Origin of the sequence: Rhizobium sp. CBN3 (assembly GCF_030518245.1) — a bacterium.
Classification (GTDB): domain Bacteria; phylum Pseudomonadota; class Alphaproteobacteria; order Rhizobiales; family Rhizobiaceae; genus Rhizobium; species Rhizobium aethiopicum_A.
This window is the reverse complement of the sequence record NZ_JAULSE010000010.1, coordinates 138,614-159,531: the sequence shown is the minus strand read 5'-3', so window position 1 is coordinate 159,531 and position 20,918 is coordinate 138,614. Positions and strand designations below refer to the sequence as shown.

Sequence of the window (20,918 nt, the reverse complement as noted above, 5' to 3'; positions counted from 1 at the left end):
TTCTCCGTGGCCCGACAAGGTCGTGCCGATCCATTGCTGGAGGTTAAAACAAAAAGCCGCTGGTCAGGACGCGCTTGCACGGGGCGCGCGAATATCCTGATCAGCGGCTTTGCTGGTGGCGCCCGCCGTTGGACGCCCAATCATTGGCCTTCCGGCCTATCTACCAATCCGAATACCGGATTGCTGAAAATTTGATCGACTACTGTTTGCGTGCATATCGCAACGTAGCCCGTGTCTTATGAGCGCCTGCGTGTGCCCATTCTGCCCCGATCGCCGTTGATCTGTGCAATACAAGCAATGCAAACCGCGTGCCAATTTTCTACGTGTTACTCAAGTCTTTGAAATCAAAGCTTTTCGAGGGAGATTTAGCCTTGCCTGTTTTTCGAGCAGCGGCAGAGGTGCAAATCTTTTGTGCGTTGCGATAGGGCGAGCGCCGATCCGTGCTGGCGTTTTGTGCAGGCCGGTCTGGCATCAGGTTTCGTCGTTGCCGGTGAAGAAGGGCAGGGTGCTCCTGACGGCAAAGCCCGCGACATAATCCGGCAGCTCTGCGGGATCGAAGATCCGACCATCCATGAAGCGATCGTTCTCTTCGCCGCCTTCGACACGAATATCGGCGTCAACGGGCGCGTTGTTGTCACCTAGAGCTGCGCGATAGAGATCCGGGCGGTAGGCGGAGGTGGCGGCCCGTGCCTTGTTGAGGCTGGTATCCGCCTGCCCCCAACGGATCATCTGGCTGTAAATCCAGAGGGCATGGCTCGGCCTCGGATAGTTGGCGAAACCGGAGTGGAATTGAAAATATTCAGGGATGACGCGGCGGTTGCTCCTGGCATCGAGATTGAATTCGCCGGCGAGGACGCGGCGGATGATGTTTACCGGGGCGGCGATATAACGAGGATCGGCAAGGGCGGCCGCCAGCGCGTCGTGATTGTCCGGGCGGTCGCACCAGCGCGCTGCAGCGTCGAGCGCCACGATCAATCGGGAAACGCTTTCGGGATGGCTTTCGGCCCAATCCGGCCGCATGCCGATCACCTTTTCAGGAGCCGAGGGCCAGATATCCTGCTTGGCGGCGACGATACGGCCGAGCCCGCGCTCGGAGGCAACCATATTCCACGGGGCGCCGACACAGAACCCGTCGATCGCACCGGCCGCCAACGCGTCTGATGTCATGGGCGGCGGCACGACGACGAGCTTGACGTCCTTGTCGGGATCGATGCCGCCGGCCGCCAGCCAGTAACGGAATTCGTAATTGTGGGAGGAGAAAGGATAGGTGACGCCGAAGGTCGGCAGCGGCTCTTCGCGCGCCTTCATTGCCGCCAATGTCTTTGCCAAGGCGCGGGCATTGTCGAGCGCGCCTGCCGTTTCCGGCAAGCGGGCGTCCTCGCGCATCCTCTCGAAGAGCCGGGCCGATAGGGTGATGGCGTTGCCGCCGCGCCCCAACGAAAAAGGCGTGATCGTCGGCGACGGGTTGGAGCCGAGGCCGAGCATCGAAGCGACCGGCATCGGCGAAAGCATATGGGCGATGTCGAATTGGCGAAACGCCAGGCGGTCGCGAACATTCGCCCAGGAAACGTCCTTGACGAGGTCGAGGGTCAGCCCCTCTTTCCGTGCAAAACCGAATTCTGTCGCCGCAATCAGCACCGATGCGTCGACAAGCGGAATAAATCCCGCCCGCAGCACCTTCGCGCCTTCGTTGTTCACGCGTGCGGGCAAAGGCAGCCCGCCGGAATTGGCTGTCTTCGTCATCATATCCACTCCGGCTTCCTCCGGAAATTCGCAATATCGGCCATCACATCAAAAGCCCCGCGGCGGTGACGACGCTCTGGGCGATCTCCGACATCTTCTTCTTTTCGTTCATTGCCGTTTGGCGCAACAGGGCGAAGGCCTCTTCCTCGGAGAGGCCGCGCATTTTCATGAGTATGCCCTTGGCGCGCTCGATGAGCTTGCGTTCTTCGAGCGCCGAGCGGGCATCGGCGAGCTCGCGCCGCAGCCGGCTGAAGGCATTGAAGCGGCTGACGGCCATGTCGAGGATCGGCTTGACCCGCTCCTTCTTCAAGCCGTCGACGATATAGGCCGAGACGCCGGCCTCGACGGCGGCCTCGATCGACGCCGTATCCGAGCGATCGACGAACATGGCGATCGGGCGGCTGACCGTGCGCGTCAGCTGGAACAGATGTTCCATCATGTCGCGGTTGGGATTCTCGATATCGATGATAATCACGTCGGGCATCAGCGTTTCGATCGTTCGCGCGATGCCGTTGACCTCATGCACGACGGTGACACGCGCATGCCCTGCCTCGCGCAGTCCTTCCTCGATGATGGAGGCGCGTATGGCATTTTCGTCGATCACCAGAATTGTCAGATCGCGATGCGTCATTCGTATATTTATGACGCGCTGCAGCAATTTTTGCAAGGTGTTCGCCTCAAAAATGTGCATAAAATAGTTTGCATAAAAAATAATCAGATGCCGCAGTTTCGGGCTCGCGGCGAAGTCGATCATCACCGTGCGGTCAGCGCTGGTCGTGTGCGGCGGCGTTCGTTCGCCCGCGTCTCTTTCGTCGCGCATCTCTGCCGGAAAAATAATGCCGCAGCAGGCCGGAAATCGAAAGAGCATGCCTTCGGTTATCGTGGTATATGACTTACTTAAAATCCTGGGCTGGGAAAATTTGCCTTCGGCCGGTGCGATTCCAAAGGTCGCAATCTCACGGCCGTTTCCGGCGGCTGATCCCATGGCCTCGATTTGAGATGAATAAGATTAGACACAAGGCTTTGGAGGGCCGACCATGAGCTTACGTATCAACGATATTGCCCCCGATTTTACCGCCGACACCACACAGGGACCGATCAGCTTCCATGATTGGATCGGCAACGGCTGGGCCGTGCTGTTCTCGCACCCGAAGAATTTCACGCCTGTCTGCACGACGGAGCTCGGCGCCATGGCCGGCCTCGCCGACGAGTTTTCCAAACGCGGCGTCAAGATCATCGGCATCTCCGTCGATCCGGTCGAAAGCCACGCCAAGTGGAAGGGTGACATCAAGACCGCAACCGGCTTCGACGTCGATTATCCCTTGATCGGCGACAAGGACCTGAAGGTCGCCAAGCTCTACGACATGCTGCCGGCCGGCGCCGGCGACAGTTCCGAAGGCCGCACGCCTGCCGACAACGCGACGGTGCGTTCGGTCTTCGTCATCGGCCCGGACAAGAAGATCAAGCTGATCCTGACCTATCCGATGACAACGGGCCGCAATTTCAATGAAATCCTGCGCGCCATCGACTCCATCCAGCTGACGGCCAAGCACCAGGTGGCGACGCCGGCAAACTGGAATCAGGGCGAAGATGTCATCATCACCGCCGCCGTTTCCAACGACGACGCGATCGCGCGTTTCGGCTCCTTCGATACGGTTCTGCCCTATCTTAGGAAGACGAAGCAGCCGTCGGCCTGAAGACGGCTTTCAAACCCGTTCCCGAAGCCGCCGCGGCCATTGCCCGGCGGCTTTTTTCATGCCGGCATTGCGAAATGGGGAAGCTTCGCGCCGTGATCGATGTTATCTAACATGACCGTCGCGATGGAAGTTAACCTGCTGAGATCCGATGATAGGGCGAAAGCGTCAGTCCGGCATTTTGAGGAGATCGGCGAAGGCCCTGCTTTCGCTCTGTTTTCTGTTTTCCGTCATCGATGCGCCGAAAGCTCGGCCGGAAGAGAGTGCTGCCGAGCCGGCCTGTCTCTATTCGGGACCCTCGGCTTCCGGTTCAGGCGAGCGGCTCTGCATCCGCAAGGACAGTTTCAATCGTGACCTCTGCAATGCGATCGAGCATTTCGCCGAGGCCAATCGGTTGCCGCCGGCTTATTTCGCTCGGCTCATCTGGCGCGAAAGCACGTTTCGCCCCGACGCGGTCAGCTTCAAGGGCGCGCAGGGCATTGCGCAGTTCATGCCCGGAACGGCGAAACTCCGCGGTCTCGAAGACAGCTATCAGGCGCTGGAAGCCTTGAGGAAATCGGCGCAATATCTTGATGAACTGCGCAACCGTTTCGGCAATCTCGGCCTTGCCGCCGCCGCCTATAATGCCGGCGAAAACGGTCTTGCGATTTATCTTACGTCAGGCAGGTTACCCTACGAGACGCGCGGCTACGTGATGGCGATCACCGCGCATACGGTCGAGGAGTGGAAGGACAATCCGCCTGAGGATGCGGCCGTCCCGCTCGACAAGGAAAAGCCCTTCCTCGATGGCTGCGTGGCGCTTGCCGAAAGCCGAATATTGAAGGACACGCCTTGGCGTCAGGAGGGCATTTGGGCTCCCTGGGGCGTCCAGCTGGCGGCGAATGCCGATGTCGCAGTGGCCCGGCGCATGTTTCGCGATGCCGTGCAGGATCTACCGGCGCCATTGAATGCGGAGCAGCCGTTGATCTTGCGCCAGCGCGATCGCAGCTTCGGTTTTCGGCCGCGTTATGCCGCTCGCATCGCCCGGCAGACACGCATGGAGGCCAACGATGTCTGCAGTCAGATCCGCAGACACGGCGGTACCTGCCTCGTTTTCAGGAACCAATAGCGGGCCTCCCCCATTCGCAATGAAAAGTCTGCTTGCAGGATCGCTGGACGGCGCAGCATAGTCGCAGCGGATCATGCCATCGGGAGGGAAGACAATGCGCGTTTTGGTCATCGGGGCAACGGGCCATGTCGGAACCTATCTCATTCCCCGTCTGGTGGAGGCGGGTCACGACGTCATCACCATCAGCCGCGGCGCGGCAAAGCCTTATACGGCAAACCGCGCCTGGGCCTCCGTCGATCAGCGCCAGATGGACCGGGTAGAGATGGAGCGGACCGGTGATTTCGGCCCGGCCGTGCGGGGAGTGAAAGCCGATATCGTCATCGACATGATCTGCTTCACGCTGGAAAGCGCCAAGCAGCTGGTGACGGCGCTGTCAGGGCATGTCGGCCATTTCCTGCATACCGGCACCATCTGGACACATGGATACCCGGTGGCCGTGCCGGCGCGGGAGGAAGCGCCGAAGTTTCCCTTCGGTGACTATGGCATCCAAAAAGCCGCGATCGAAACTTATCTGCTGCAGCAGGCAAGACTCCGGGGCTTTCCGGCGACCATCATCCATCCCGGCCACATTGTCGGCCCCGGATGGGCGCCGCTCAATCCGGCCGGCAATTTCAATCTGCAGGTCTTTTCGACCCTTGCCCGCGGCGAGGCTCTGGCGCTGCCCAATTTCGGTCTGGAGACCGTTCATCATGTCCATGCCGATGACGTGGCGGCGATGTTCATGGATGCGATCGCCAATCGGGACGCATCGATCGGCGAAAGTTTCCATGCAGTATCGGATCAGGCCCTGACGCTTCGCGGTTATGCCGAATCCATCTCGCGGTGGTTCGGGCGGGACCCGAAGCTCACCTTCGCGCCGTTCGACGTCTGGGCGAAAGGCCAGACGTCCGAGGACGCGGAGGCGACATGGGAGCACATCGCCCGCAGTCCGAACTGCTCGATTGCCAAAGCCCGGCACCTGTTGGGCTACGCCCCGAGATATACGTCTCTGCAGGCGGTGCAGGAATCGGTCGGCTGGCTGGTCGGGCAGGGGCTGCTCAAGACCTGACCGCCGGTTAATCGTTCATGGGCTCTAACGGATGAGGATCGCTCGGAAATCGTTGACGTTGGTTCCGGTCGGACCGGTCTCGAAGAGATCGCCGATCGCCTTGAACGCCGAGTAGCTGTCATTGCCGTCGAGCAGCCGGCGCGGATCGAGCCCGGCGGCGCGAAGACGTTTCACCGTGCCGCCATCGGCAAAGGCGCCGGCATTGTCTTCCGAGCCGTCGATCCCGTCCGTGTCGGCAGCCAGCACATCAATGCCGTCCTGTCCATCGATCGCAAGCGCCATGGCAAGGGTGAATTCGCCATTGCGCCCGCCCTTGCCGCCCTTGGCTCTCAGCGTCACCGTCGTCTCACCGCCGGAAAGGATGACGACCGGCTTCGAGAATGGCCTGTTCCGCCCCAGGACCTCGCGGGCGATGGCCGCATGCACCAGCGCCACGTCACGCGATTCGCCTTCTATGGCATCTGAAAGGGTTGCCGGCGTGATCCCTTGCGATGTCGCCTTGGCGGCCGCCGCCGCCAGCGAAACGCCGGCAGAGGCGATGATGTGATGCTCGTGCCGCAGGAATACCGGATCGTCCGGCCGCGGCGCATCAGCCTTCGGCGAGTTCAGGTGGTCGAGCGCGGCCTGCGGCAGCTGCAATCCATATTGCCTGATAATCTCGAGCGCTTCCTGCCGTGTTGAACCATCAGGCACCGTCGGCCCGGAGGCGACATGGGCCGGGTTGTCACCTGGAATGTCGGAAACGATCAGGCTGACGACTCTCGCTTTCGTCGCCGCCGCAAGTCTGCCGCCCTTGATGGTGGAGAGATGTTTGCGCACCACATTCATCGCCGAGATCGGCGCGCCCGAAGCGAGCAGCATTTCGCTGAGCGCAATATCGTCTTCGAGGCTCAGCCCCTCCGGAGGAGCGGGCAGCAGCGCCGAGCCGCCGCCGCAGATCAACGCGATCACCAGATCGTCTTCGGTCAACCGGTTCACCGTTTCGGTCAACCGCTTGGCCGCCGCGAGCCCCGCAGCGTCAGGCACCGGGTGGGCTGCTTCGACGATCTCGATGAAGCGCGTTTCGCAGCCATAGCCGTATCGGGTGACCACTAGGCCCTCGAGCGGTCCATCCCATGCACTTTCGAGCGCCCGCGCCATCTGAGCCGCACCCTTGCCGGCGCCAATCACGACGGTTCTTCCCTTCGGTTTCTCCGGCAGGTGCGATTTGATGCCGGTCAGCGGATCGGCGGCGCGAACCGCCGCGTCGAACAAGCTTTTCAGGAAATCGCGGGGGGCGGTTATCGTCATCGTTGGTCTCTGCTGCCTCAAGGTGTCGATCATGATGGGGACTGTCGGCGCATCGGCGTGGCGGCGTCAAGGCCGAAGATGCGGTGATCTGACAGCAGTGACGCAGAGTCTCGCCATTGAAAGAGGCGAACGAATAGAAAGCATTAACCATCCTCCCGTAGACAACATATAGGATCAAAGGAAACCTGTGTTCGATGGCCACTGAAACGACCCGCCGCCCCGCTGCCTCTCACGAAGGCAAGGTTATTGCCTTTCCCTCCGCAACCGGAACTGCCAATGTCGAGCGCTGCGCTCGGGAACTCGGCCGCCGGCATGGCGCGAACGCGATCGAATTCTGGAAGGCCGAGTGCCGCAGGCTTGCCGATCAGCTTCTAGCGGCGGGAATGCCGGAGAGCCTTGTCGGTCAGCGGGTGATGGAGTTTCAGCAAGATGTCCAGATCGAACTAGTCCTCAGCCATCAGAGGCAGGCCGTTGCCAAATCGCAGAAACGCTGATTCATCGGGTTTGATCCGACGCGTCTGACCAGCAATCTCATGCATTGAGCATGCCGTCCGGATCGACCTCGACGGCATGAGGAACTTCCGCCCGGATGTGGAGTTGATGTTGTCGATTGACAGCATTGATGCCGCGGGAGCCTTCTCGAATGTCGAACAAATCCAACTTCTTCTCTTCCTTCGCAACCGCCGTCGCCGAGCTGTCGGGAAGGCCGTTCACCTTTATCGCAGCTCTGATGCTCGTCCTCGTCTGGGCAGTGTCCGGGCCATATTTCGATTATTCCGAAACGTGGCAGCTCGTGATCAACACGACGACCACCATCATCACCTTTCTGATGGTGTTTGTGTTGCAGAACAGCCAGAACCGTGACGGAAAGGCTTTGCAGGCCAAGCTTGACGAGCTCATTCTGACGAGTCAGGCCGCCAATAAATTTGTCGGCATCGAAAAGCTCGACGAGGGCGAGCTCAGGGAAATGAGCAAGACGCTTGCAGAAAAGGCCGAAAGCGTCGAGGAGAAGGCGGATGAGAAATCGGACGAGAAATCCGGCGCAGAGGCAACGTCCGGTTAGAGGCGCCCATCTCCTCACACTCGCTTCGCCGAAATCTGGTCTTGATGTTGCTGCCGCATCTCTTCAATGGCGTCGGCATCTTTCTTCTCGGCTGCAATCCAATGGTTTCCTGCCTCGCTTGATCGGATTAGTTCGTCGAGCTTGGCATGGAGTGCCTTCATGTCCCGATTTTGGGAGTGCTGCAGCAGCAGCAAAATAAGGAATGTGACGAGCGTGCCCACCATGTTGGTCAGCAGAAACCACTGCCGGGGAAAGGAAAATCTTAAACCGACTGCCGTCCATAGAGTTATGAACCCAATCAGCGCGACAGGAACCACACGGTGCCCTGCCCATGAAACGGCGAGGTCGGAAATCAGTCGAAAGCGCCAGCGCATATGGCTCTCCACAGTCCCATAAAGGAAGATGGAGCAGATCGTAGCCGTGTCCATCACCAGGCGTGTGGCGATTATTCAGATGCGCTTTGGCGTTTCACGTCTTCATACGCTCCTCTACCGGCTTTAGCGTGACGTGCGTGCTTTTAGTCAGGCTGACTGCCGAGCCGAGGACTGGGGCGCGCCGTTGAGATCGCGCCCCCCTCAGTTAGAGGCGGGATGTGACGACGAGATCTTCCTCTGCGTCGCGTTGCGATCCTCCCAGAGCCGCAGCCGCAGCGGCTATGAAGGCGCCGACCAGAAGCGACAAGGATCCCAGCAATGCCGTGGCCGAGGCGGCTTTTCGTGCCTCGTCGGCAGCCTTCTGCGTGGCGGCCTTAGCGTCGTCAATACGCTTCAGCACAGCATCCACGCGGGCGCGTGCATCGGTTTCGGAGAGACCGGTCCGCGCAGAGACGATGGTGGCAAGATAGGCCTTGTCCTCATCTGGAACTTGCCCTTCGGCAGCGCCATTGAGGAGGATGCGGGAGACTTCCGACGTTGCCGCAGCATCGTTGGATGTCGCTGCCGCACGCGCCTGGTCAGGGCGTAGCAATGCGTCGGTAAAATAGGCGGTGGAAAGATCCAGCGGCGAGGTTGACGACGTTGCTGCTGCCGTACCGGCGGCCGCGGCGGTCGAGCCTACGGCTTGCGCGGCCGATCCTACCGCCTGTGCACCGGCGCCGGCGAGCGACGTCAGCGACGACGCAAGGAATCCGGCGACGAAGATGGTTGCCAGAGCCCAGCTTAGGAAACCATGCGCGGTGTCGCGGAAGAAAACCTCGTCGGTGTGGACGGCGGCCCATTTTGTGCGCAAGCGGCCGGTTACATAGCCTCCGAGCGCGGAGGAGAGCCATTGCACGAGAACAAGCCAGATCGCCGCTGTGATACCGAGCGTGCCGAGCGAGCTGCTTTGTCCTGACCAGGGCGACACCATCGTCAACCCAAGCCCGGATCCCAGAAGAAGAAGGATGAGGGTTACTCCGATGGCGGCGGCCGCGCCACCGAAGATGGGTCCCCATGTCATGGCGGATTTGGAGGATTCGACCGGAGCAGCAACCTCTCCGGAACCTGTCATTGAAACCGACATGATCCGTTCCTATCGCATAAACAGGGCCAAAAGAATGATGATAGGCAGTGGAACGCCAAGCAGCCAGAGTAGAATACCGCGACCCATGAGAGACCTCCTGTCAAAGGCGACGTTACGTGGTTGATGCCACACAACTTTTAAGCACGGTGTTTGTTCCCGGCTGGTGGGAGCGGTCGGTTTGAAGTGCGCGGTTCCTGTCAATCGCGCGGCAGCATTTGAAGGAGCAGCAGATTGCCGGAGCGGTTGCCGCATCCTTGGCATTGAAGGCGTTTGGCCAGACTGGCGAGAGACAGGTTCTGGCCGCAGCGCCGGGCAATATCCCGTCGGTCGATAAACATCTGGCGGCGACATGCGCGGCAACGGCCGTAAATGACGAACCACTCCGGTAACGTCGCCAATGTTGCCTCTTCGATTTCGACTGCGTGGCGATCAGGGGGCGCGAGGCCGATACCGCGACGATGTCTCATGGTCCTTCAAAACGTGTTGTCCGTTCACAGGCCATGCCGCGGCTCACGCCTTTATCTCTCAGGGCAAGCTGCAGTCTGAGATGATGGCAATCCAGCAGCAGCGTCGTAATGGCGGCGCGGACGTCCCCTTGGTGAAAAGCGACAACTGCGTCGACTTCTCCTTTCAACGTTTCTTCTGCCAATTTCTCGGCTGCCTGCGGACGCACGACCTCGATCTCCTTCAGAGCTTCCAATCCGATTTTCACCTGCCGCCTCGCCGATGTTCCTATTATGTTCTCATTGGCTTCCGAGTCAAGAATGAAGGGCGTTTCCGAGAACCGTTCGCTCATCATCCGAGGCGGTGCGCGACGCAGGAACGTTCGTGTACGTTTTCGAACTGAAACAATCTCCAGAGGCTTTTGTTTGCTGCCTATCGGCAATGAAGCAGCGAGGAGGAAATCCAATGCTTCTGAGAATGATGGCAGTAGCAGCAATCACGATTGGCCTGGCAACGTCGGCAATGGCGCAATCAGGTGGAGGCTCGGGATCGGGCAGCGGCAGCAGCGGCGGAGTTTCAGGTTCCGGCAGCGGCACCATGTCTGGTTCGGATGCTAGCGGTTCCGGCAACACCAACTCCAGCGGTGCCGGCGCAAATAAGACTACCGGCGCCGGTGCGACCGGTGCGAACGGATCCGGCGGCGATCCGAACGACTGCCAGCGCCAGCAGGCCGGCGGCACCGGCAACCCGGCTCCCACATCCGGCGATAGCTCGACACAACCCGATGCGGCAAATGCATGCCAGTGAAAGCTCGAGCCGCTTCGTCGACTTGCCCCGGAAGTCAGCATCGCTTCCGGGGCATGCGTCGGGTGCTTTCTGGTAATGCCGCCGGATTAGCCGGCGATACCCCCGGTCTGGCATCCTAATTTATAAAGGCGGGCAGAATTTTCGCGACTGAAGCTGATGTCCGTCGAGGAGAGCGCCTATATTTTCAGGTGTAAAGTGATTTCGGGGAGATGAGCTCGGGAAATGCTCCCGTATTCTCGAAGGAGGGGCTCTCGCTTACCGACCGCAGCGGAATGGGAGAAGTATTTCATGAGCAGATTTCGCGCATCTTTAACAGCCGCAGCCATTTTTGTGACGGTCATTGCCTCAGCGTGCTCGACGCCGCCGAATTCATATGGCTCGGCATCGGGGTATCAGCCGGGCGATTCGATGAACCCGGCCTGCGCCGACGGCTTCCGACCCGGCGATGGGCGTTCGTGCAGCTATTAGGGCCTGCGCCGCTTCAAATCTGATGCGGGCATACTGAATCCCATATCGAGCCCTCCGGCGGCATGAGCGAGGGCGAATCCTGTCACTCGCTGCCCACATGAAGAATTTTGGTTCTGCAATGGTTGGCGGTTTGCCGAAGCGGAACCCTTATCGCTCGTCTCCGTTCCTCTTTCCTAACGACAGGAGGAATAAGCCATGGATTGGAACCGCGTCGAAGGTAATTGGAAGCAGATGAAAGGCAAGGTCAAGGAGCAGTGGGGCAAGCTGACGGACGACGATCTTGACGTCATCAACGGCAAGCGCGATCAGCTCGAAGGCAAGATCCAGGAGCGGTACGGCTACGAGAAAGACCGGACGCGCAGAGACATCGATGATTGGTATAATCGCCAGACCTGGTAAGTCGCTTTATCGGAGAACGGATCGGTAACTCGGCACGCCCAACTTAATGGGCGTGCCATTTTCACATATTATCGGACATGCCGGCGGCAAGGCAGCAGCGCCGTCCGCGCCGCGTCGATAGCCGGTCGCCGCCGGCTGACTGCCCGTGGGCGCTTGCTCTGTCGCCTGTACACAGCATGAACACTAATGGCCGGCTCGAGCACCACCCGCGAGCACACAAGCTGCGCGTCGGCTGGTGTTCTCTATGAGCGGGCAGTCGTTCATCGGAGGTTAATGCTTATTAACCCAGAATCGCAGCCTGAAAGGATGCGCCGATGAAGATGCTTTTTTCCTCACTTGCAGCCATTGTCTTGTCTGCATCTTTCGCCCTGCCGCTAAGCGCCACGCCGATTGTCGTGCCAAAAGCGGTAGCAATGCACGCCGCCGACATCGATCTGGTCCATTATCGTCGCCACGGTAATGGACATGCGTATGGCCACTGGAAGAAACACCGGTACGCTTACCGCGACTGCCGGTATTACGGCTCGTGCTATCGTCCGCGATATTACGGCCACCGCGACTATTACGGCTATCGCGACGATTATCCCTATCGTCGTAGATCAGGTGTGACGGTGTATTTCGATTTTTAGTCGCCAGTGCCAGGGCCCAAAAAGCGCGCCGCCGGCCTCACCTGCCGGCGCGCGACAACCTGGCCGCCCGGCATTGCACCGCTTGATGGCGAATCTCGTTGAGCGGTTCGTTCACACTTGCCATCGATGCCGAGCTCACGACTGCGCGAAATTATGATTTCCCTTTAAACGCTTCCGAACATACGTCCAACACGAGGCATAGAAGGCGTCATGTTTGGAGTCTTCACCACTAGGTGCGTTATCGACGACGCTTTCTGATGTGTTCTTCGAGAAGTAACTGCCTGCCTTCGGATTTCTCAACAAAGACAGATATCTCTAGAAATGGCTCCCCGGGCCGGATTCGAACCGGCGACCTGTCGATTAACAGTCGAATGCTCTACCGCTGAGCTACCAGGGATCACTGCTTGGCGCGGTGTGAGTGGGCTAATACAAATGCTTGCCCGATTTGCCAAGCGGTTTTTTCAAAAAAATGAAATGAACTTGTATTTGGACGGTCTGCGCCCATCTCTGGGAAATGACAAATAGTAACGATCGCCAAGAGACAAGGGGCAACGAGAAGCGCAGAAGGCGGGCAGGGCGCTTCGGTATCGACCACGTAAACCACAGGCTTGTGCTCGGCTCTTTCAGCATCGGCATGCCGCGCTCACGCATCGGGCGGATGGCAATCGGCACGGCCCTCGTTTTCTGTGGATTGCTGGGTTTCCTGCCGGTCCTTGGTTTCTGGATGCTGCCGCTCGGCCTCCTTGTGCTCTCGCATGATCTTTCCATCGCCCGGAGGCTTCGGCGCCGGCTCGCAGTCTGGTGGCACAGGCGAGGAAAGCCGGCCGGGTAGCGCGGTCGCCGGAGGCGCCCTGCGGAACCGTGGATCGTTTGCTGCATTGGTGGTTTGGAGCTGAAACGCGCCGCGATGGTCGGGTGAGGATATGAAGCCATTTTTTGTTGCAGTCCTGTCGGTGGCGGCAATTCTCTCAGCCACATCAGCCGAGGCCCAAGCCGTAGACAGCCGCGGTTTTGACGCAGGCGGTATCTGCCGCCGCCCCGAAGGCTGCGTCATCGATCAAGGCCAAGGTGGCTATAACGGGCCTCGCAACTATCGCAATTTTAACGGCCGTAACGAGCGTGACGGCAGGAACGACCGTGGTCGGGACGATCGCCGCTTCCGTTCCCAGAACAGGACCTCGCTTGAGAGCGTTGGTATTATCGTTGGCTGATCACGCAGGCCCGGTCGTCGAGTTCGATCTGCATGCATCCGGATGAATGCGATTCTAATTCGATCTCAGTTCGCTTTCCTCGAAAATCCCGCCATGGCCAGGATCGAGTTCGGTTGCCATCAGCAGACTGCAGGTGGCAAGAAGCAGAACGAGTTTCAGTCCGTGGACGACCATCGAGACCGGTTGTCGACGGGCCGGTGAGACCCGCGATGGCGCGATATAATACCGGTAATAGAAGTGTGGATCGTCCGTTTCCAGAAGGTTCTGGTAGACATGTGGCGGAATGTTCGCATGTCTCACCGGCGCGGAACCGGCGAACTTTACGTGGAGATCCCGGGTCTCGGCATCATATGCCGCACGTCCCTGCCTTTCTTTGAGGGCAGCCCATTCCATCGCAGCTCCTATCCCTCCCACGGCGATAAGATGGCGGGCAGGCGCTCTAAGTCAAGTTGGGAATTTGTTCGAATGCCGCCGGTGGTTCTTCGTGTCCCGAGTGGCAGGCAATTCACCAGGATCGGCTGGCGTCGAAATCTTCGCACTCTTCCGCGGTCATCTGGCGGTGAACAAACTTGCCGTCGACGACCTTGCGCATCACGTGGCCGGTGATCGGCATCTTCGTGTTGATGTCGGTGACAGGTTCGGTAACGAGGGCATAGCCCCACTCGTCTTCCTTGCCTCCGTTCACATAGATCATCGAGATGCGTTTGAGCGTGGCGAGCAGTGAAAAGAAGATGTCTTTGGCGGTCCCGCCGAATGTCGCGTCGTGCATGATTTCTCCCCAGAAGATGGGGATCAACCAAATCGGTTCGCATTACAATCGTAACTATTTGGGGTGATGCCGAAGGGCCGGACTTTTATTGGTATGTAGTTAACCGGCTATCATCATCCAAGCATAGAGCCGGTCACGCAGGATTGTCCGCAAACGCCTAGTCGGAATGAAAAAAGGATCACATTCAGAATGAAAGGTCTTGCGCTCATTCTAGAGCTGGTCTAAATCGCGGCCACCACACGATATTTTTCGATGTCGGTCACAGGTGAGGCCTCGTGGCGGAGTGGTGACGCAGAGGACTGCAAATCCTTGTACCCCGGTTCAATTCCGGGCGAGGCCTCCAATATTTTCTCACCACATCGGGAAGCAGTTGATTTTGCTGTGCTTTTTCATTGGTGTGGCAGTTTGGACTTGAACCGTTCCGCCACACCAAAAAGCAGGTGTGGCAGTCTGTTCCCCGTTCACCCTTCTGCGGCCTCAGCATCGTCGACGATTGCGAGCAGCTTCGTACCGACGCCGTCCCAGTTAATTCGGGCGACAGTCTGGCGCGCCAAGCGGGCGCGATCGGCGTTTCGCGTGTAGATCTTTGAGGTCTTTCCGTCACGCCAGCCGAACATCGCTTCGAGCATGCTGTCCGTCGCCTCGTTGTGTGCGACGTCGTTTGCTAGCCCTTTGCGGACCGAGTGCGCCGTCAGATGCGGGAGGCCGGCCTGACGGAACCAATCCGAGATCCTGTTCCCAAGCCCCTTGATCGAGAATGGCTTGCCGAATTCGGTCACCAGGTACGTCAGAGCCGTCACCTTGTGCATGGCGAGCACCGATTCGAGGATCGGGTGAATGGCGATCTCGATATCGTAGGGCTTGCGGTTTCGGTTCTTGAAGAGGCGCAGCTTGAACATGTCCTTGCGGCGATGCTGCGGGCCGAGCTGGGAAACGTCGGAGACGCGGAAGCCGGTGAACATGAGGATAGCGAGGCCAAGAACGGCCTTCGAGCGAATTCCGTGGTGCTCGATATATTGTGCGAGGTCCTGGGGCGAAGCTGTTGCATGGCCGTCGGTATGGATCGCGAAGGGATCGACCAATCTGGCGACATTCGGGACGATGTTCTTTCCGTCCTTCTTCGTGTCGAAGACCTGGCGAAGCACCTTCAGGCGCTCATCGGCCGCGAAGGGAGTTTCCTTTTTCCGATCGCGCAGCACCTCGATATTGTGGTGATCCATGTGTGGCAACGGCATGTCGCCGAACTGGAGCTTTCCGCCGTGCTTCACCGGCTCGATCCACATCGCCTCCATAATGCGGCGCCGAGCCTCCTGCGTCGAAACGTCGAGTGTCTTGAAGGCCTCGGACCGCATGTATTCCATGCAGAGCCAGCGGAAGGTGTTGGGCTTGACGATCGATGAAATCGTTTTGGCGGTGTTTGCTTCACCATCTGCAGGGAGGGCTGCGTTCCTCGCCTTCCAATAGGCTTTTGAGAATTCTTCGCTGTTAATGTCGTCGGGAAGTCTGCAGATGCGCTTGCCGTCGATGCGCAAGTAGTATCGCACCGTCAGGTGTCGGCTCTTGTTCTTTTCGACATAGGGTAGATCGATATTCGCCACGTCGTTCATGCGGACGCCCTCCAGATGTCGCCATCGTCAGCGTCCTTTTCTCCCTTGCCTAGTGGCAAGCCGTCCTCGGGCCATTCCGACATCGATGCCTCAATCTCGGAAACGAGCCAGACCTTGCGGCTATGCCAGATCCTCGGCTTAGGAAGAAAGCCTTCTGCGACCATTAGGTCAACTGAATTCACGCTGAAGCCGATCGCGAGCGCGACTTCAGCCCTATTAAGGCCTAGCCGCGGGACAATGCGGCTGATCGCTTTCGGGGCGTGGCTCATCGGATGCGGCCCTCCGCCTCGACACACATCAGTTTCGCCGCCAGCAGCGAGCCAGAGCGGCACGGAGAGGAAGAGATGATGCTGCGGCCATCCGCCCAGAAACGGGCGCCACAGGAGAACCTCAGGTCAGCCAGCGGGAAGGTGGCTTCTGCGGGAGACATCTTCAGTTCGGCGGCGTCGCCGCCGCAGACCGGGCAGCGGTGTTGAGAACTCAGTTTGTCGATGTAGGCACGTGTGTTAGCCATGCGAAATCCTCCTGGCGGTCGCAGCGAGCCGCTGGAGCGCGTGGATGATCTCGGGCATGGTCATCGTCGCAGGATCCTTCGGCTGCGCACGGGCGAGCCTCCTCATGGCGAGGCGCATTGCTATTTCGTCCGCAAAAGGGTCGCGCTTCGTTTCGGCTTTGTTGGCGAACGACGTCATGGCTCCACCGCCTGCGCCGACTTCCAGAGAATCGGCTGTTGATCGCGAGGAATGCGATGGGCGCCTCGGGCCATCGGGTGCTTCGGGTAACCGTCCTTGGTCAGGCCGAGGCAGACCAGGTCGACGAGGTGATGACGGGCGCGGGCGATGAACCATGCGTCCCGATCCATATGGCATCCGTCTCTGCCCCATGCGGCGAGAACCGGCTTGTTCGTGTGGCGGGCGATGATGAAGGCGCCGTCGATGTAGCGGGTATTATCGGCGCTGATCGGTGAAGCGTGGGCCATCATCTCCTTCGGCGAGGAGGAGCGGAAGTCGAAGAGGTTGACGATCAGAATGCCACCATAGCCCCAGAGCTTGGCAAAATGGATCAGCGCCAGCACTGTCGGGTCGTTCTTGCTATGGTCAGCGCGCGACGGGTTCAGCATGCAGACGACGAGGATCGGGAGAGTATTGTCCCAGATGCGGCGCAGCTCCGGGCGGTAGAGCGGTTCGGGCTCGCCTGAGAGGACTGCCGACATAGTCATGGCCGCGGCAGGCTTGGCATCCGATGGGAAAAGGTCCGTCTGCATCAGAACAGGCTCCCTTGTGCGGATACCGGCTGCGCCGGCAGTTCCGGGGCGACGATCTTGCGCGGGCGCCAATCGAAGAAGCCGAGGGCGCCCTTGACCGGGATCGGATCGGCAAGGATCTGCTGGTCTGCCAGCACGAAGCCGTATTTTCCGAAAAACCACGGGCTGGAATGGCGCATGGTCACGTCGACTATGCGGGCGACGCCGATGATGGCGCCGAAGGTGAGGTTCGAAGGATCGACCTCAAGCAAGCGATGAGCGTTCGAGGGCGCCGCATATTCCGACACGACTTCTTCATAATCGGCGAAATCGTTGTCATAGTTGCGCTTGTTGAAGGCGCTGGCGTGAATGCAGACCATGCCGCGCTGGGTGGTGTTCCACTTGCGGTTCTCGATATCCTTCCAGCCATTGACGATCGCGTGCGCCCATGGCTGGCGGGTGGATAGGGCGAGATCGGGAAGATCGGCGATGCTGCCGGAATAGATCGTGGTCATCGCGAAACCTTTTTGACGGCGGCCTTCAGTGAGGACCAAAGAACGCAGCTGAAGTTGAATTTGGTTTCGAGCTCGGCCTGGTGCTCATCGCCGAGGCGCACATATGTCGCGTGCGCGATCTTGCTGTGGTCGTCGTCGCGTGACGATGCATACGTGCAATGACCCCAGACTTTATCCGTGCTGCTCCACTTCGAGCAGTTCTCGCACCGCTTGCGAGGAGGATGCTCAGTCATCGGCGCTGACCTCCTGAAACATATGAGGCAGAGCAGCATGAACGGCCTGTGCCATTCTCTCGGCCTTGGCTTGATCGAACCAATCGTCGGTGCGCAAGCTGCTTTCGCAATCGATCCAGAAGCGGCGCCCGCGTGACGCCGGGATGATGGATTTCAATGCCTGTTCGACATTCTCCGGGCCGAGGCCTCCCGCATAGCCGATGAAGCTCTTGGCTTTAATGCATGTTGCATCCGGCGTGGACCATGTCGTTTCGGCGATACCTTGGCCGCCGCTGCGATCCTGCAGCAGGTGAATGCCCGGAACCGCTGGGAAATCGCTTTCGCGCCACTGCATCACGACAGGCTTCCCGATGTGCACGCTGAAACGCCAGAGGTTTAGGATGGCTTTTTCATCTGCCTCGGCAGAGTTAACCTGCACGCGGCCGACATCGCTGAAATCGATGATGTCGCACAACTCCGCCCATTCCCGATCATGCACCATGCGGGCATATCGACCGCAAAGGTGATAGGCGAAATCACCGGCTTTGGCCTCGCTCATCAGTCGCTTGATGATATCGCGCTTCGGATAGCGCGGTGACTGATCTACCTTGGGGGAGCGGAGGATCGCGAACTCAAGACCGCTATAGCCAGTCTTGAGGATATACTTGCGAAGCATCGCCTTGATCCACATCGGATCCGTCTTGGCGTCGACGCCGGTCATGGTGAGAACTGGAAGCGTCATTCGGGTGCCTCCGCTGTTTCCGCGGTGAGGGCGGCGCGAGCGCCGTTCTCGATACAGTAAAGCTGCAGAAGCTCGTCGACCACGGTGGCGTCGCCGGCATACCAGCGCTGTCCCAGCTCGGTTAGATGCTCTTCAAACTGACGCAGCATCTCGGCGGTGCCCGGGTCGCGTGGCATGCTTCTGCGAGCGCTCGCCAGCAAGCCGCGATAATCGACGCGCAAGCCGGTGTGTTCCGGTCCGAGCGTAACTTGTGCCTGCGGCGCAGGGTTGGCCCGGCGATACGTGACAAGCTCGCGGGCCAATCGCCCGGCATCATCCGCCCGCAGCTTCGCCCACTGCTCAAGTTCCTCATCTGTTACGGCAGCTCGCGTCACGACTTGCTGCGAAGGCGATGCTTCCTTGATATGGTAGCCATGGCCGTGGGCCACGTTCCACTTGCGCGCCCGGTTGATTGCCATCTTGCGATTGACCGCCTCATTGAGGTCGGCGCCGAAGCGATGAGCGAGGCGATATAGGATGATGACGATATCGGCGGCCTCGACCACGGCTTCGGGATCATTGTCATCGATCGCCAAAGCCATCAGCAATTCGGTCATTTCCTTGTTGGCGCGCGCGGCGACGGAAATATTGCTGCCAGCCTCGCCGAAGGTTGCTGTGATCCATTCGTTGATGCTGGTCTGCGTTTCCCCGTCGGCGTCGCCGAAGGTGATGTCCTTCATCGCAAAGAAGCGCGCTGCGCCTCTATCGAGATCGTGCGCGACCAGGTGCCATTGCGGCTCCGGATGCCAGTCGGTTGGGCCAAACTCGATGCGGATCGGTAGAACCTGCCGCAGGGAGGTCTCGCCTCGCCAATTCTTGTAGGTGAAGGACAAGGTCCGGGGCAAAGGGGACCGGGCGGGGTCGTTCGTCATCACGGGTTCAGGCATGACTTTCTCCTCACACGCGCATCGGCATGATCACGATCAGGTTTTCGGGATTGCCGCCGTTGGTGCGCAGCACGGCCGGAGCTCCGGTTTCGGTGAGCGACATGGTGATGATGTCACCGGGCAGGTTGGCGAGCGCATCGGCGATGTATTTGGCGTTGAAGCCGATATCGATGGTGGCCTCACCTTCGTAGGCGACCTCGTCTTCGCCGTCGCCGGCGTCCGGGTTTGACACCTTGAGGCGCAGCTGCTGGTCGGCGAAGGAGAAGGCGACGGCGCGGCCGCGTTCACCGGAGACGGTGGCGACGCGGTCGACGGCAGACGCCATCGCCTTCGAACCGATCGTCGCAACCATGGTGGCATCGGTCGGGATGATGCGCTGATAATCCGGGAAGGTGCCGTCGATGAGCTTCGTCATCAGGATCGAAGATCCTCCGACGAAGCGGACGACCGTGTCCGTGACCATCAGCTCGATATCGCCGGCATCCGGCAGGATCTTCGGAAGAACGCGCACGGTGTTGCGCGGGATGATGACGCCTTTGAAGCTTCCTCCGATCTCGGCCTGCGTCAGCCGTTTCACCAGGCGGTGACCATCGGTGGCGACGAAGGTCGCGTCCTCGCTGCCGGCGGACTGATGGAGGAATATGCCCTGGAGATAGTGGCGTGTCTCCTCGGTCGACATGGCATGGCCGCAGGCGCCGATCGCGCGGTCAAGCTCATCGGCCGGGATGGTGACACGGACCGCATCGGCCGGCATCTTCATCTCGGGGAAATCGGATGCCGGCAGCACCTGCAGGCTGAATTTCGAACGACCGGATTTCAGCAGGATGCTGCCGAGCTTGCCGTCCTTCGGCCGCTCGATCGAAGCCTCGGCACCATCCGGCAGCTTCCGGACGATATCGGCGAAGAGCCCCGCCGGGACAGTGAATGCCTCGAAGTCCGGATCGATGACGATCGCCTTGAAATAGGTCTTTGCCTCGATATCGAGATTCGTCAGCCGCGCCACAAGCCGATCTTCCTCGCGCTCGATCAGCACATTCTGCAGGATCGGTATGGTGCTGCGTTTTTCGACGACACTGCCGACAAGGGCGAGCGCGGAAAGCAGGGCGGACTTTTCAGCCTTGAACATTTGTAACCTCGCGATTGGCGAAACGCAGAAGAACGTCCGCGTGGCACTGCTCGTCAGCTGCGCACCAGCACGCGAGATTGCGGCCGCGGAGCGATTGCGTGACGTGCTGATGGATTGCTTCATCGCGGGCGAGACAGGCCGCGAAGCGACGAACTGCATCGCTGTTGTCGGTCGCGACGTAGCCGAGATGGTGGAACTTCCATCCCCAACGGCTGAGCGATTTGCGGTCGACCGGTCCGCCGACGACGTATGGATTGCCGAAGGCAGACGGGCGCGCGACGTTGACGGCATCGAGGCCGTTCGTGGAGCGCGACAGGGCTTGAAGATCAAACCCTGTCTGCCGCGACAGTTGAAGGCGGACCGGCTGTGTCATG

32 protein-coding genes and 2 tRNA genes are annotated in these 20,918 nt (G+C 59.7%); 13 read left to right on the top strand and 21 right to left on the bottom strand.

Annotated elements, in window-relative coordinates; genetic code table 11:
- Window positions 1-471: 471 nt before the first annotated feature.
- Both QWJ46_RS17115 and QWJ46_RS17110 read right to left on the bottom strand, forming a co-directional pair.
- Window positions 472-1,752, bottom strand: a complete 1,281-nt coding sequence (locus QWJ46_RS17115) for a CmpA/NrtA family ABC transporter substrate-binding protein (protein WP_302752281.1) — start codon at window positions 1,750-1,752, stop codon at window positions 472-474.
- Between the two features lie 34 nt (window positions 1,753-1,786).
- A complete protein-coding gene (locus tag QWJ46_RS17110; protein WP_302752279.1) occupies window positions 1,787-2,374 on the bottom strand; it encodes an ANTAR domain-containing response regulator in 588 nt (195 codons plus the stop codon).
- On the opposite strand from QWJ46_RS17110, the gene QWJ46_RS17105 reads away from it, so the two are divergent.
- From QWJ46_RS17105 to QWJ46_RS17090, 4 genes are all read left to right on the top strand, one after another.
- Window positions 2,366-2,635: a hypothetical protein gene (locus QWJ46_RS17105; RefSeq protein ID WP_302752277.1), complete on the top strand. Its 270-nt coding sequence runs from the start codon at window positions 2,366-2,368 to the stop codon at window positions 2,633-2,635. The two genes, QWJ46_RS17110 and QWJ46_RS17105, sit on opposite strands and share 9 nt — an antisense overlap.
- A gap of 145 nt (window positions 2,636-2,780) precedes the next feature.
- Window positions 2,781-3,440 (top strand): peroxiredoxin, encoded by a 660-nt coding sequence (locus tag QWJ46_RS17100; protein WP_221122776.1) that lies wholly within the window; start codon window positions 2,781-2,783, stop codon window positions 3,438-3,440.
- Between the two features lie 148 nt (window positions 3,441-3,588).
- Window positions 3,589-4,545, top strand: a complete 957-nt coding sequence (locus QWJ46_RS17095; RefSeq protein ID WP_302752275.1) for a lytic transglycosylase domain-containing protein — start codon at window positions 3,589-3,591, stop codon at window positions 4,543-4,545.
- Window positions 4,546-4,639: 94 nt separating this feature from the next.
- Window positions 4,640-5,593, top strand: coding sequence for an NAD(P)-dependent oxidoreductase (locus QWJ46_RS17090; RefSeq protein WP_302752273.1), 954 nt, complete (start codon window positions 4,640-4,642; stop codon window positions 5,591-5,593).
- Window positions 5,594-5,617: 24 nt separating this feature from the next.
- Here the strand turns inward: QWJ46_RS17090 and QWJ46_RS17085 are convergent, their stop codons facing one another.
- On the bottom strand, window positions 5,618-6,883 hold the full coding sequence (locus tag QWJ46_RS17085; protein WP_302752272.1) for a glycerate kinase: 1,266 nt from the start codon (window positions 6,881-6,883) through the stop codon (window positions 5,618-5,620).
- A gap of 194 nt (window positions 6,884-7,077) precedes the next feature.
- On the opposite strand from QWJ46_RS17085, the gene QWJ46_RS17080 reads away from it, so the two are divergent.
- Window positions 7,078-7,377, top strand: a complete 300-nt coding sequence (locus QWJ46_RS17080; protein ID WP_302752271.1) for a DUF6074 family protein — start codon at window positions 7,078-7,080, stop codon at window positions 7,375-7,377.
- A gap of 37 nt (window positions 7,378-7,414) precedes the next feature.
- Here the strand turns inward: QWJ46_RS17080 and QWJ46_RS17075 are convergent, their stop codons facing one another.
- On the bottom strand, window positions 7,415-7,543 hold the full coding sequence (locus QWJ46_RS17075) for a hypothetical protein (protein ID WP_302752269.1): 129 nt from the start codon (window positions 7,541-7,543) through the stop codon (window positions 7,415-7,417).
- Here QWJ46_RS17075 and QWJ46_RS17070 point away from each other — a divergent pair.
- Complete coding sequence (locus tag QWJ46_RS17070) at window positions 7,527-7,946, top strand: low affinity iron permease family protein (RefSeq protein WP_085777911.1); 420 nt, start codon at window positions 7,527-7,529, stop codon at window positions 7,944-7,946. The genes QWJ46_RS17075 and QWJ46_RS17070 overlap by 17 nt on opposite strands.
- A 14-nt stretch (window positions 7,947-7,960) precedes the next feature.
- Here the strand turns inward: QWJ46_RS17070 and QWJ46_RS17065 are convergent, their stop codons facing one another.
- The 3 genes from QWJ46_RS17065 to QWJ46_RS17050 all read right to left on the bottom strand — a co-directional run bounded on the left by QWJ46_RS17065 (window position 7,961) and on the right by QWJ46_RS17050 (window position 10,356).
- A complete protein-coding gene (locus QWJ46_RS17065) occupies window positions 7,961-8,320 on the bottom strand; it encodes a low affinity iron permease family protein (RefSeq protein ID WP_085777912.1) in 360 nt (119 codons plus the stop codon).
- Between the two features lie 205 nt (window positions 8,321-8,525).
- Window positions 8,526-9,446 (bottom strand): hypothetical protein, encoded by a 921-nt coding sequence (locus QWJ46_RS17060; protein ID WP_302752268.1) that lies wholly within the window; start codon window positions 9,444-9,446, stop codon window positions 8,526-8,528.
- Window positions 9,447-9,909: 463 nt separating this feature from the next.
- Window positions 9,910-10,356 carry a hypothetical protein gene (locus QWJ46_RS17050; RefSeq protein ID WP_246717677.1) on the bottom strand — a complete coding sequence of 149 codons (447 nt, stop codon included), beginning with the start codon at window positions 10,354-10,356 and terminating at the stop codon, window positions 9,910-9,912.
- Between QWJ46_RS17050 and QWJ46_RS17045 the strand changes: the two genes are divergently transcribed.
- From QWJ46_RS17045 to QWJ46_RS17030, 4 genes are all read left to right on the top strand, one after another.
- On the top strand, window positions 10,356-10,697 hold the full coding sequence (locus QWJ46_RS17045; RefSeq protein ID WP_184452600.1) for an oxidoreductase: 342 nt from the start codon (window positions 10,356-10,358) through the stop codon (window positions 10,695-10,697). The two genes, QWJ46_RS17050 and QWJ46_RS17045, sit on opposite strands and share 1 nt — an antisense overlap.
- Window positions 10,698-10,985: 288 nt before the next feature.
- Complete coding sequence (locus QWJ46_RS17040; RefSeq protein WP_246717676.1) at window positions 10,986-11,165, top strand: hypothetical protein; 180 nt, start codon at window positions 10,986-10,988, stop codon at window positions 11,163-11,165.
- Between the two features lie 195 nt (window positions 11,166-11,360).
- A complete protein-coding gene (locus QWJ46_RS17035; protein ID WP_009986102.1) occupies window positions 11,361-11,564 on the top strand; it encodes a CsbD family protein in 204 nt (67 codons plus the stop codon).
- 314 nt (window positions 11,565-11,878) lie between these two features.
- On the top strand, window positions 11,879-12,193 hold the full coding sequence (locus QWJ46_RS17030) for a hypothetical protein (RefSeq protein WP_302752258.1): 315 nt from the start codon (window positions 11,879-11,881) through the stop codon (window positions 12,191-12,193).
- A 322-nt stretch (window positions 12,194-12,515) separates the two neighbouring features.
- Here QWJ46_RS17030 and QWJ46_RS17025 read toward each other — a convergent pair.
- Window positions 12,516-12,590: transfer RNA gene (locus QWJ46_RS17025), tRNA-Asn, on the bottom strand.
- A gap of 117 nt (window positions 12,591-12,707) precedes the next feature.
- Between QWJ46_RS17025 and QWJ46_RS17020 the strand changes: the two genes are divergently transcribed.
- Together QWJ46_RS17020 and QWJ46_RS17015 are read left to right on the top strand one after the other, a co-directional pair.
- Entirely contained in the window at window positions 12,708-13,025 is a 318-nt protein-coding gene (locus QWJ46_RS17020) for a hypothetical protein (protein ID WP_302752256.1), read from the top strand.
- A 91-nt stretch (window positions 13,026-13,116) separates the two neighbouring features.
- Window positions 13,117-13,404, top strand: a complete 288-nt coding sequence (locus tag QWJ46_RS17015) for a hypothetical protein (protein ID WP_302752254.1) — start codon at window positions 13,117-13,119, stop codon at window positions 13,402-13,404.
- Between the two features lie 54 nt (window positions 13,405-13,458).
- On the opposite strand, the gene QWJ46_RS17010 is transcribed toward QWJ46_RS17015, so the two are convergent.
- The gene (locus QWJ46_RS17010; RefSeq protein WP_302752252.1) at window positions 13,459-13,797 is read right to left on the bottom strand and encodes a KTSC domain-containing protein; all 339 of its coding nucleotides are present in this window, start codon (window positions 13,795-13,797) and stop codon (window positions 13,459-13,461) included.
- A 112-nt stretch (window positions 13,798-13,909) separates the two neighbouring features.
- Window positions 13,910-14,173 carry a hypothetical protein gene (locus tag QWJ46_RS17005; protein ID WP_302752250.1) on the bottom strand — a complete coding sequence of 88 codons (264 nt, stop codon included), beginning with the start codon at window positions 14,171-14,173 and terminating at the stop codon, window positions 13,910-13,912.
- Between the two features lie 269 nt (window positions 14,174-14,442).
- Here QWJ46_RS17005 and QWJ46_RS17000 point away from each other — a divergent pair.
- Window positions 14,443-14,516, top strand: a tRNA-Cys gene (locus QWJ46_RS17000).
- A gap of 118 nt (window positions 14,517-14,634) precedes the next feature.
- Here QWJ46_RS17000 and QWJ46_RS16995 read toward each other — a convergent pair.
- Genes QWJ46_RS16995 through QWJ46_RS16945 form a run of 11 tightly spaced genes read right to left on the bottom strand, consistent with a single transcriptional unit; the run spans window position 14,635 to window position 20,917 of the window.
- Window positions 14,635-15,780 (bottom strand): tyrosine-type recombinase/integrase, encoded by a 1,146-nt coding sequence (locus QWJ46_RS16995; RefSeq protein ID WP_302752248.1) that lies wholly within the window; start codon window positions 15,778-15,780, stop codon window positions 14,635-14,637.
- Window positions 15,777-16,049: a hypothetical protein gene (locus QWJ46_RS16990; RefSeq protein ID WP_302752246.1), complete on the bottom strand. Its 273-nt coding sequence runs from the start codon at window positions 16,047-16,049 to the stop codon at window positions 15,777-15,779. Before QWJ46_RS16990 ends, QWJ46_RS16995 begins: the two co-directional genes overlap by 4 nt.
- Window positions 16,046-16,294 (bottom strand): hypothetical protein, encoded by a 249-nt coding sequence (locus QWJ46_RS16985; RefSeq protein WP_302752244.1) that lies wholly within the window; start codon window positions 16,292-16,294, stop codon window positions 16,046-16,048. The genes QWJ46_RS16990 and QWJ46_RS16985 overlap by 4 nt, the downstream gene beginning before the upstream one ends.
- Window positions 16,287-16,472: a hypothetical protein gene (locus QWJ46_RS16980; protein WP_302752243.1), complete on the bottom strand. Its 186-nt coding sequence runs from the start codon at window positions 16,470-16,472 to the stop codon at window positions 16,287-16,289. Before QWJ46_RS16980 ends, QWJ46_RS16985 begins: the two co-directional genes overlap by 8 nt.
- A complete protein-coding gene (locus tag QWJ46_RS16975) occupies window positions 16,469-17,044 on the bottom strand; it encodes a DUF1643 domain-containing protein (RefSeq protein ID WP_302752242.1) in 576 nt (191 codons plus the stop codon). Before QWJ46_RS16975 ends, QWJ46_RS16980 begins: the two co-directional genes overlap by 4 nt.
- Window positions 17,044-17,538, bottom strand: coding sequence for an ASCH domain-containing protein (locus QWJ46_RS16970; RefSeq protein WP_302752240.1), 495 nt, complete (start codon window positions 17,536-17,538; stop codon window positions 17,044-17,046). The genes QWJ46_RS16975 and QWJ46_RS16970 overlap by 1 nt, the downstream gene beginning before the upstream one ends.
- Complete coding sequence (locus tag QWJ46_RS16965) at window positions 17,535-17,771, bottom strand: hypothetical protein (RefSeq protein WP_302752238.1); 237 nt, start codon at window positions 17,769-17,771, stop codon at window positions 17,535-17,537. Before QWJ46_RS16965 ends, QWJ46_RS16970 begins: the two co-directional genes overlap by 4 nt.
- Window positions 17,764-18,471: a hypothetical protein gene (locus tag QWJ46_RS16960; RefSeq protein ID WP_302752237.1), complete on the bottom strand. Its 708-nt coding sequence runs from the start codon at window positions 18,469-18,471 to the stop codon at window positions 17,764-17,766. Before QWJ46_RS16960 ends, QWJ46_RS16965 begins: the two co-directional genes overlap by 8 nt.
- 17 nt (window positions 18,472-18,488) lie before the next feature.
- Entirely contained in the window at window positions 18,489-19,418 is a 930-nt protein-coding gene (locus QWJ46_RS16955) for a dATP/dGTP pyrophosphohydrolase domain-containing protein (RefSeq protein ID WP_302752236.1), read from the bottom strand.
- A 10-nt stretch (window positions 19,419-19,428) separates the two neighbouring features.
- Window positions 19,429-20,544, bottom strand: coding sequence for a DNA polymerase III subunit beta (gene dnaN / locus QWJ46_RS16950; RefSeq protein WP_302752235.1), 1,116 nt, complete (start codon window positions 20,542-20,544; stop codon window positions 19,429-19,431).
- The gene (locus QWJ46_RS16945; protein ID WP_302752233.1) at window positions 20,531-20,917 is read right to left on the bottom strand and encodes a DUF4326 domain-containing protein; all 387 of its coding nucleotides are present in this window, start codon (window positions 20,915-20,917) and stop codon (window positions 20,531-20,533) included. The genes dnaN and QWJ46_RS16945 overlap by 14 nt, the downstream gene beginning before the upstream one ends.
- Between the last annotated feature and the right edge of the window lies 1 nt (window position 20,918).

Coding starts and splice junctions, on each gene's coding strand:
- QWJ46_RS17105 (WP_302752277.1), top strand. CDS start 2,366: ATGCGTCATTCGTATATTTATGACGCGCTGCAGCAATTTTTGCAAGGT.
- QWJ46_RS17110 (WP_302752279.1), bottom strand. CDS start 2,374: ATGACGCATCGCGATCTGACAATTCTGGTGATCGACGAAAATGCCATA.
- QWJ46_RS17100 (WP_221122776.1), top strand. CDS start 2,781: ATGAGCTTACGTATCAACGATATTGCCCCCGATTTTACCGCCGACACC.
- QWJ46_RS17095 (WP_302752275.1), top strand. CDS start 3,589: ATGATAGGGCGAAAGCGTCAGTCCGGCATTTTGAGGAGATCGGCGAAG.
- QWJ46_RS17090 (WP_302752273.1), top strand. CDS start 4,640: ATGCGCGTTTTGGTCATCGGGGCAACGGGCCATGTCGGAACCTATCTC.
- QWJ46_RS17085 (WP_302752272.1), bottom strand. CDS start 6,883: ATGACGATAACCGCCCCCCGCGATTTCCTGAAAAGCTTGTTCGACGCG.
- QWJ46_RS17080 (WP_302752271.1), top strand. CDS start 7,078: ATGGCCACTGAAACGACCCGCCGCCCCGCTGCCTCTCACGAAGGCAAG.
- QWJ46_RS17070 (WP_085777911.1), top strand. CDS start 7,527: ATGTCGAACAAATCCAACTTCTTCTCTTCCTTCGCAACCGCCGTCGCC.
- QWJ46_RS17065 (WP_085777912.1), bottom strand. CDS start 8,320: ATGCGCTGGCGCTTTCGACTGATTTCCGACCTCGCCGTTTCATGGGCA.
- QWJ46_RS17060 (WP_302752268.1), bottom strand. CDS start 9,446: ATGTCGGTTTCAATGACAGGTTCCGGAGAGGTTGCTGCTCCGGTCGAA.
- QWJ46_RS17045 (WP_184452600.1), top strand. CDS start 10,356: ATGCTTCTGAGAATGATGGCAGTAGCAGCAATCACGATTGGCCTGGCA.
- QWJ46_RS17040 (WP_246717676.1), top strand. CDS start 10,986: ATGAGCAGATTTCGCGCATCTTTAACAGCCGCAGCCATTTTTGTGACG.
- QWJ46_RS17035 (WP_009986102.1), top strand. CDS start 11,361: ATGGATTGGAACCGCGTCGAAGGTAATTGGAAGCAGATGAAAGGCAAG.
- QWJ46_RS17030 (WP_302752258.1), top strand. CDS start 11,879: ATGAAGATGCTTTTTTCCTCACTTGCAGCCATTGTCTTGTCTGCATCT.
- QWJ46_RS17020 (WP_302752256.1), top strand. CDS start 12,708: ATGACAAATAGTAACGATCGCCAAGAGACAAGGGGCAACGAGAAGCGC.
- QWJ46_RS17015 (WP_302752254.1), top strand. CDS start 13,117: ATGAAGCCATTTTTTGTTGCAGTCCTGTCGGTGGCGGCAATTCTCTCA.
- QWJ46_RS17010 (WP_302752252.1), bottom strand. CDS start 13,797: ATGGAATGGGCTGCCCTCAAAGAAAGGCAGGGACGTGCGGCATATGAT.
- QWJ46_RS17005 (WP_302752250.1), bottom strand. CDS start 14,173: ATGCACGACGCGACATTCGGCGGGACCGCCAAAGACATCTTCTTTTCA.
- QWJ46_RS16995 (WP_302752248.1), bottom strand. CDS start 15,780: ATGAACGACGTGGCGAATATCGATCTACCCTATGTCGAAAAGAACAAG.
- QWJ46_RS16990 (WP_302752246.1), bottom strand. CDS start 16,049: ATGAGCCACGCCCCGAAAGCGATCAGCCGCATTGTCCCGCGGCTAGGC.
- QWJ46_RS16985 (WP_302752244.1), bottom strand. CDS start 16,294: ATGGCTAACACACGTGCCTACATCGACAAACTGAGTTCTCAACACCGC.
- QWJ46_RS16980 (WP_302752243.1), bottom strand. CDS start 16,472: ATGACGTCGTTCGCCAACAAAGCCGAAACGAAGCGCGACCCTTTTGCG.
- QWJ46_RS16975 (WP_302752242.1), bottom strand. CDS start 17,044: ATGCAGACGGACCTTTTCCCATCGGATGCCAAGCCTGCCGCGGCCATG.
- QWJ46_RS16970 (WP_302752240.1), bottom strand. CDS start 17,538: ATGACCACGATCTATTCCGGCAGCATCGCCGATCTTCCCGATCTCGCC.
- QWJ46_RS16965 (WP_302752238.1), bottom strand. CDS start 17,771: ATGACTGAGCATCCTCCTCGCAAGCGGTGCGAGAACTGCTCGAAGTGG.
- QWJ46_RS16960 (WP_302752237.1), bottom strand. CDS start 18,471: ATGACCGGCGTCGACGCCAAGACGGATCCGATGTGGATCAAGGCGATG.
- QWJ46_RS16955 (WP_302752236.1), bottom strand. CDS start 19,418: ATGCCTGAACCCGTGATGACGAACGACCCCGCCCGGTCCCCTTTGCCC.
- dnaN (WP_302752235.1), bottom strand. CDS start 20,544: ATGTTCAAGGCTGAAAAGTCCGCCCTGCTTTCCGCGCTCGCCCTTGTC.
- QWJ46_RS16945 (WP_302752233.1), bottom strand. CDS start 20,917: ATGACACAGCCGGTCCGCCTTCAACTGTCGCGGCAGACAGGGTTTGAT.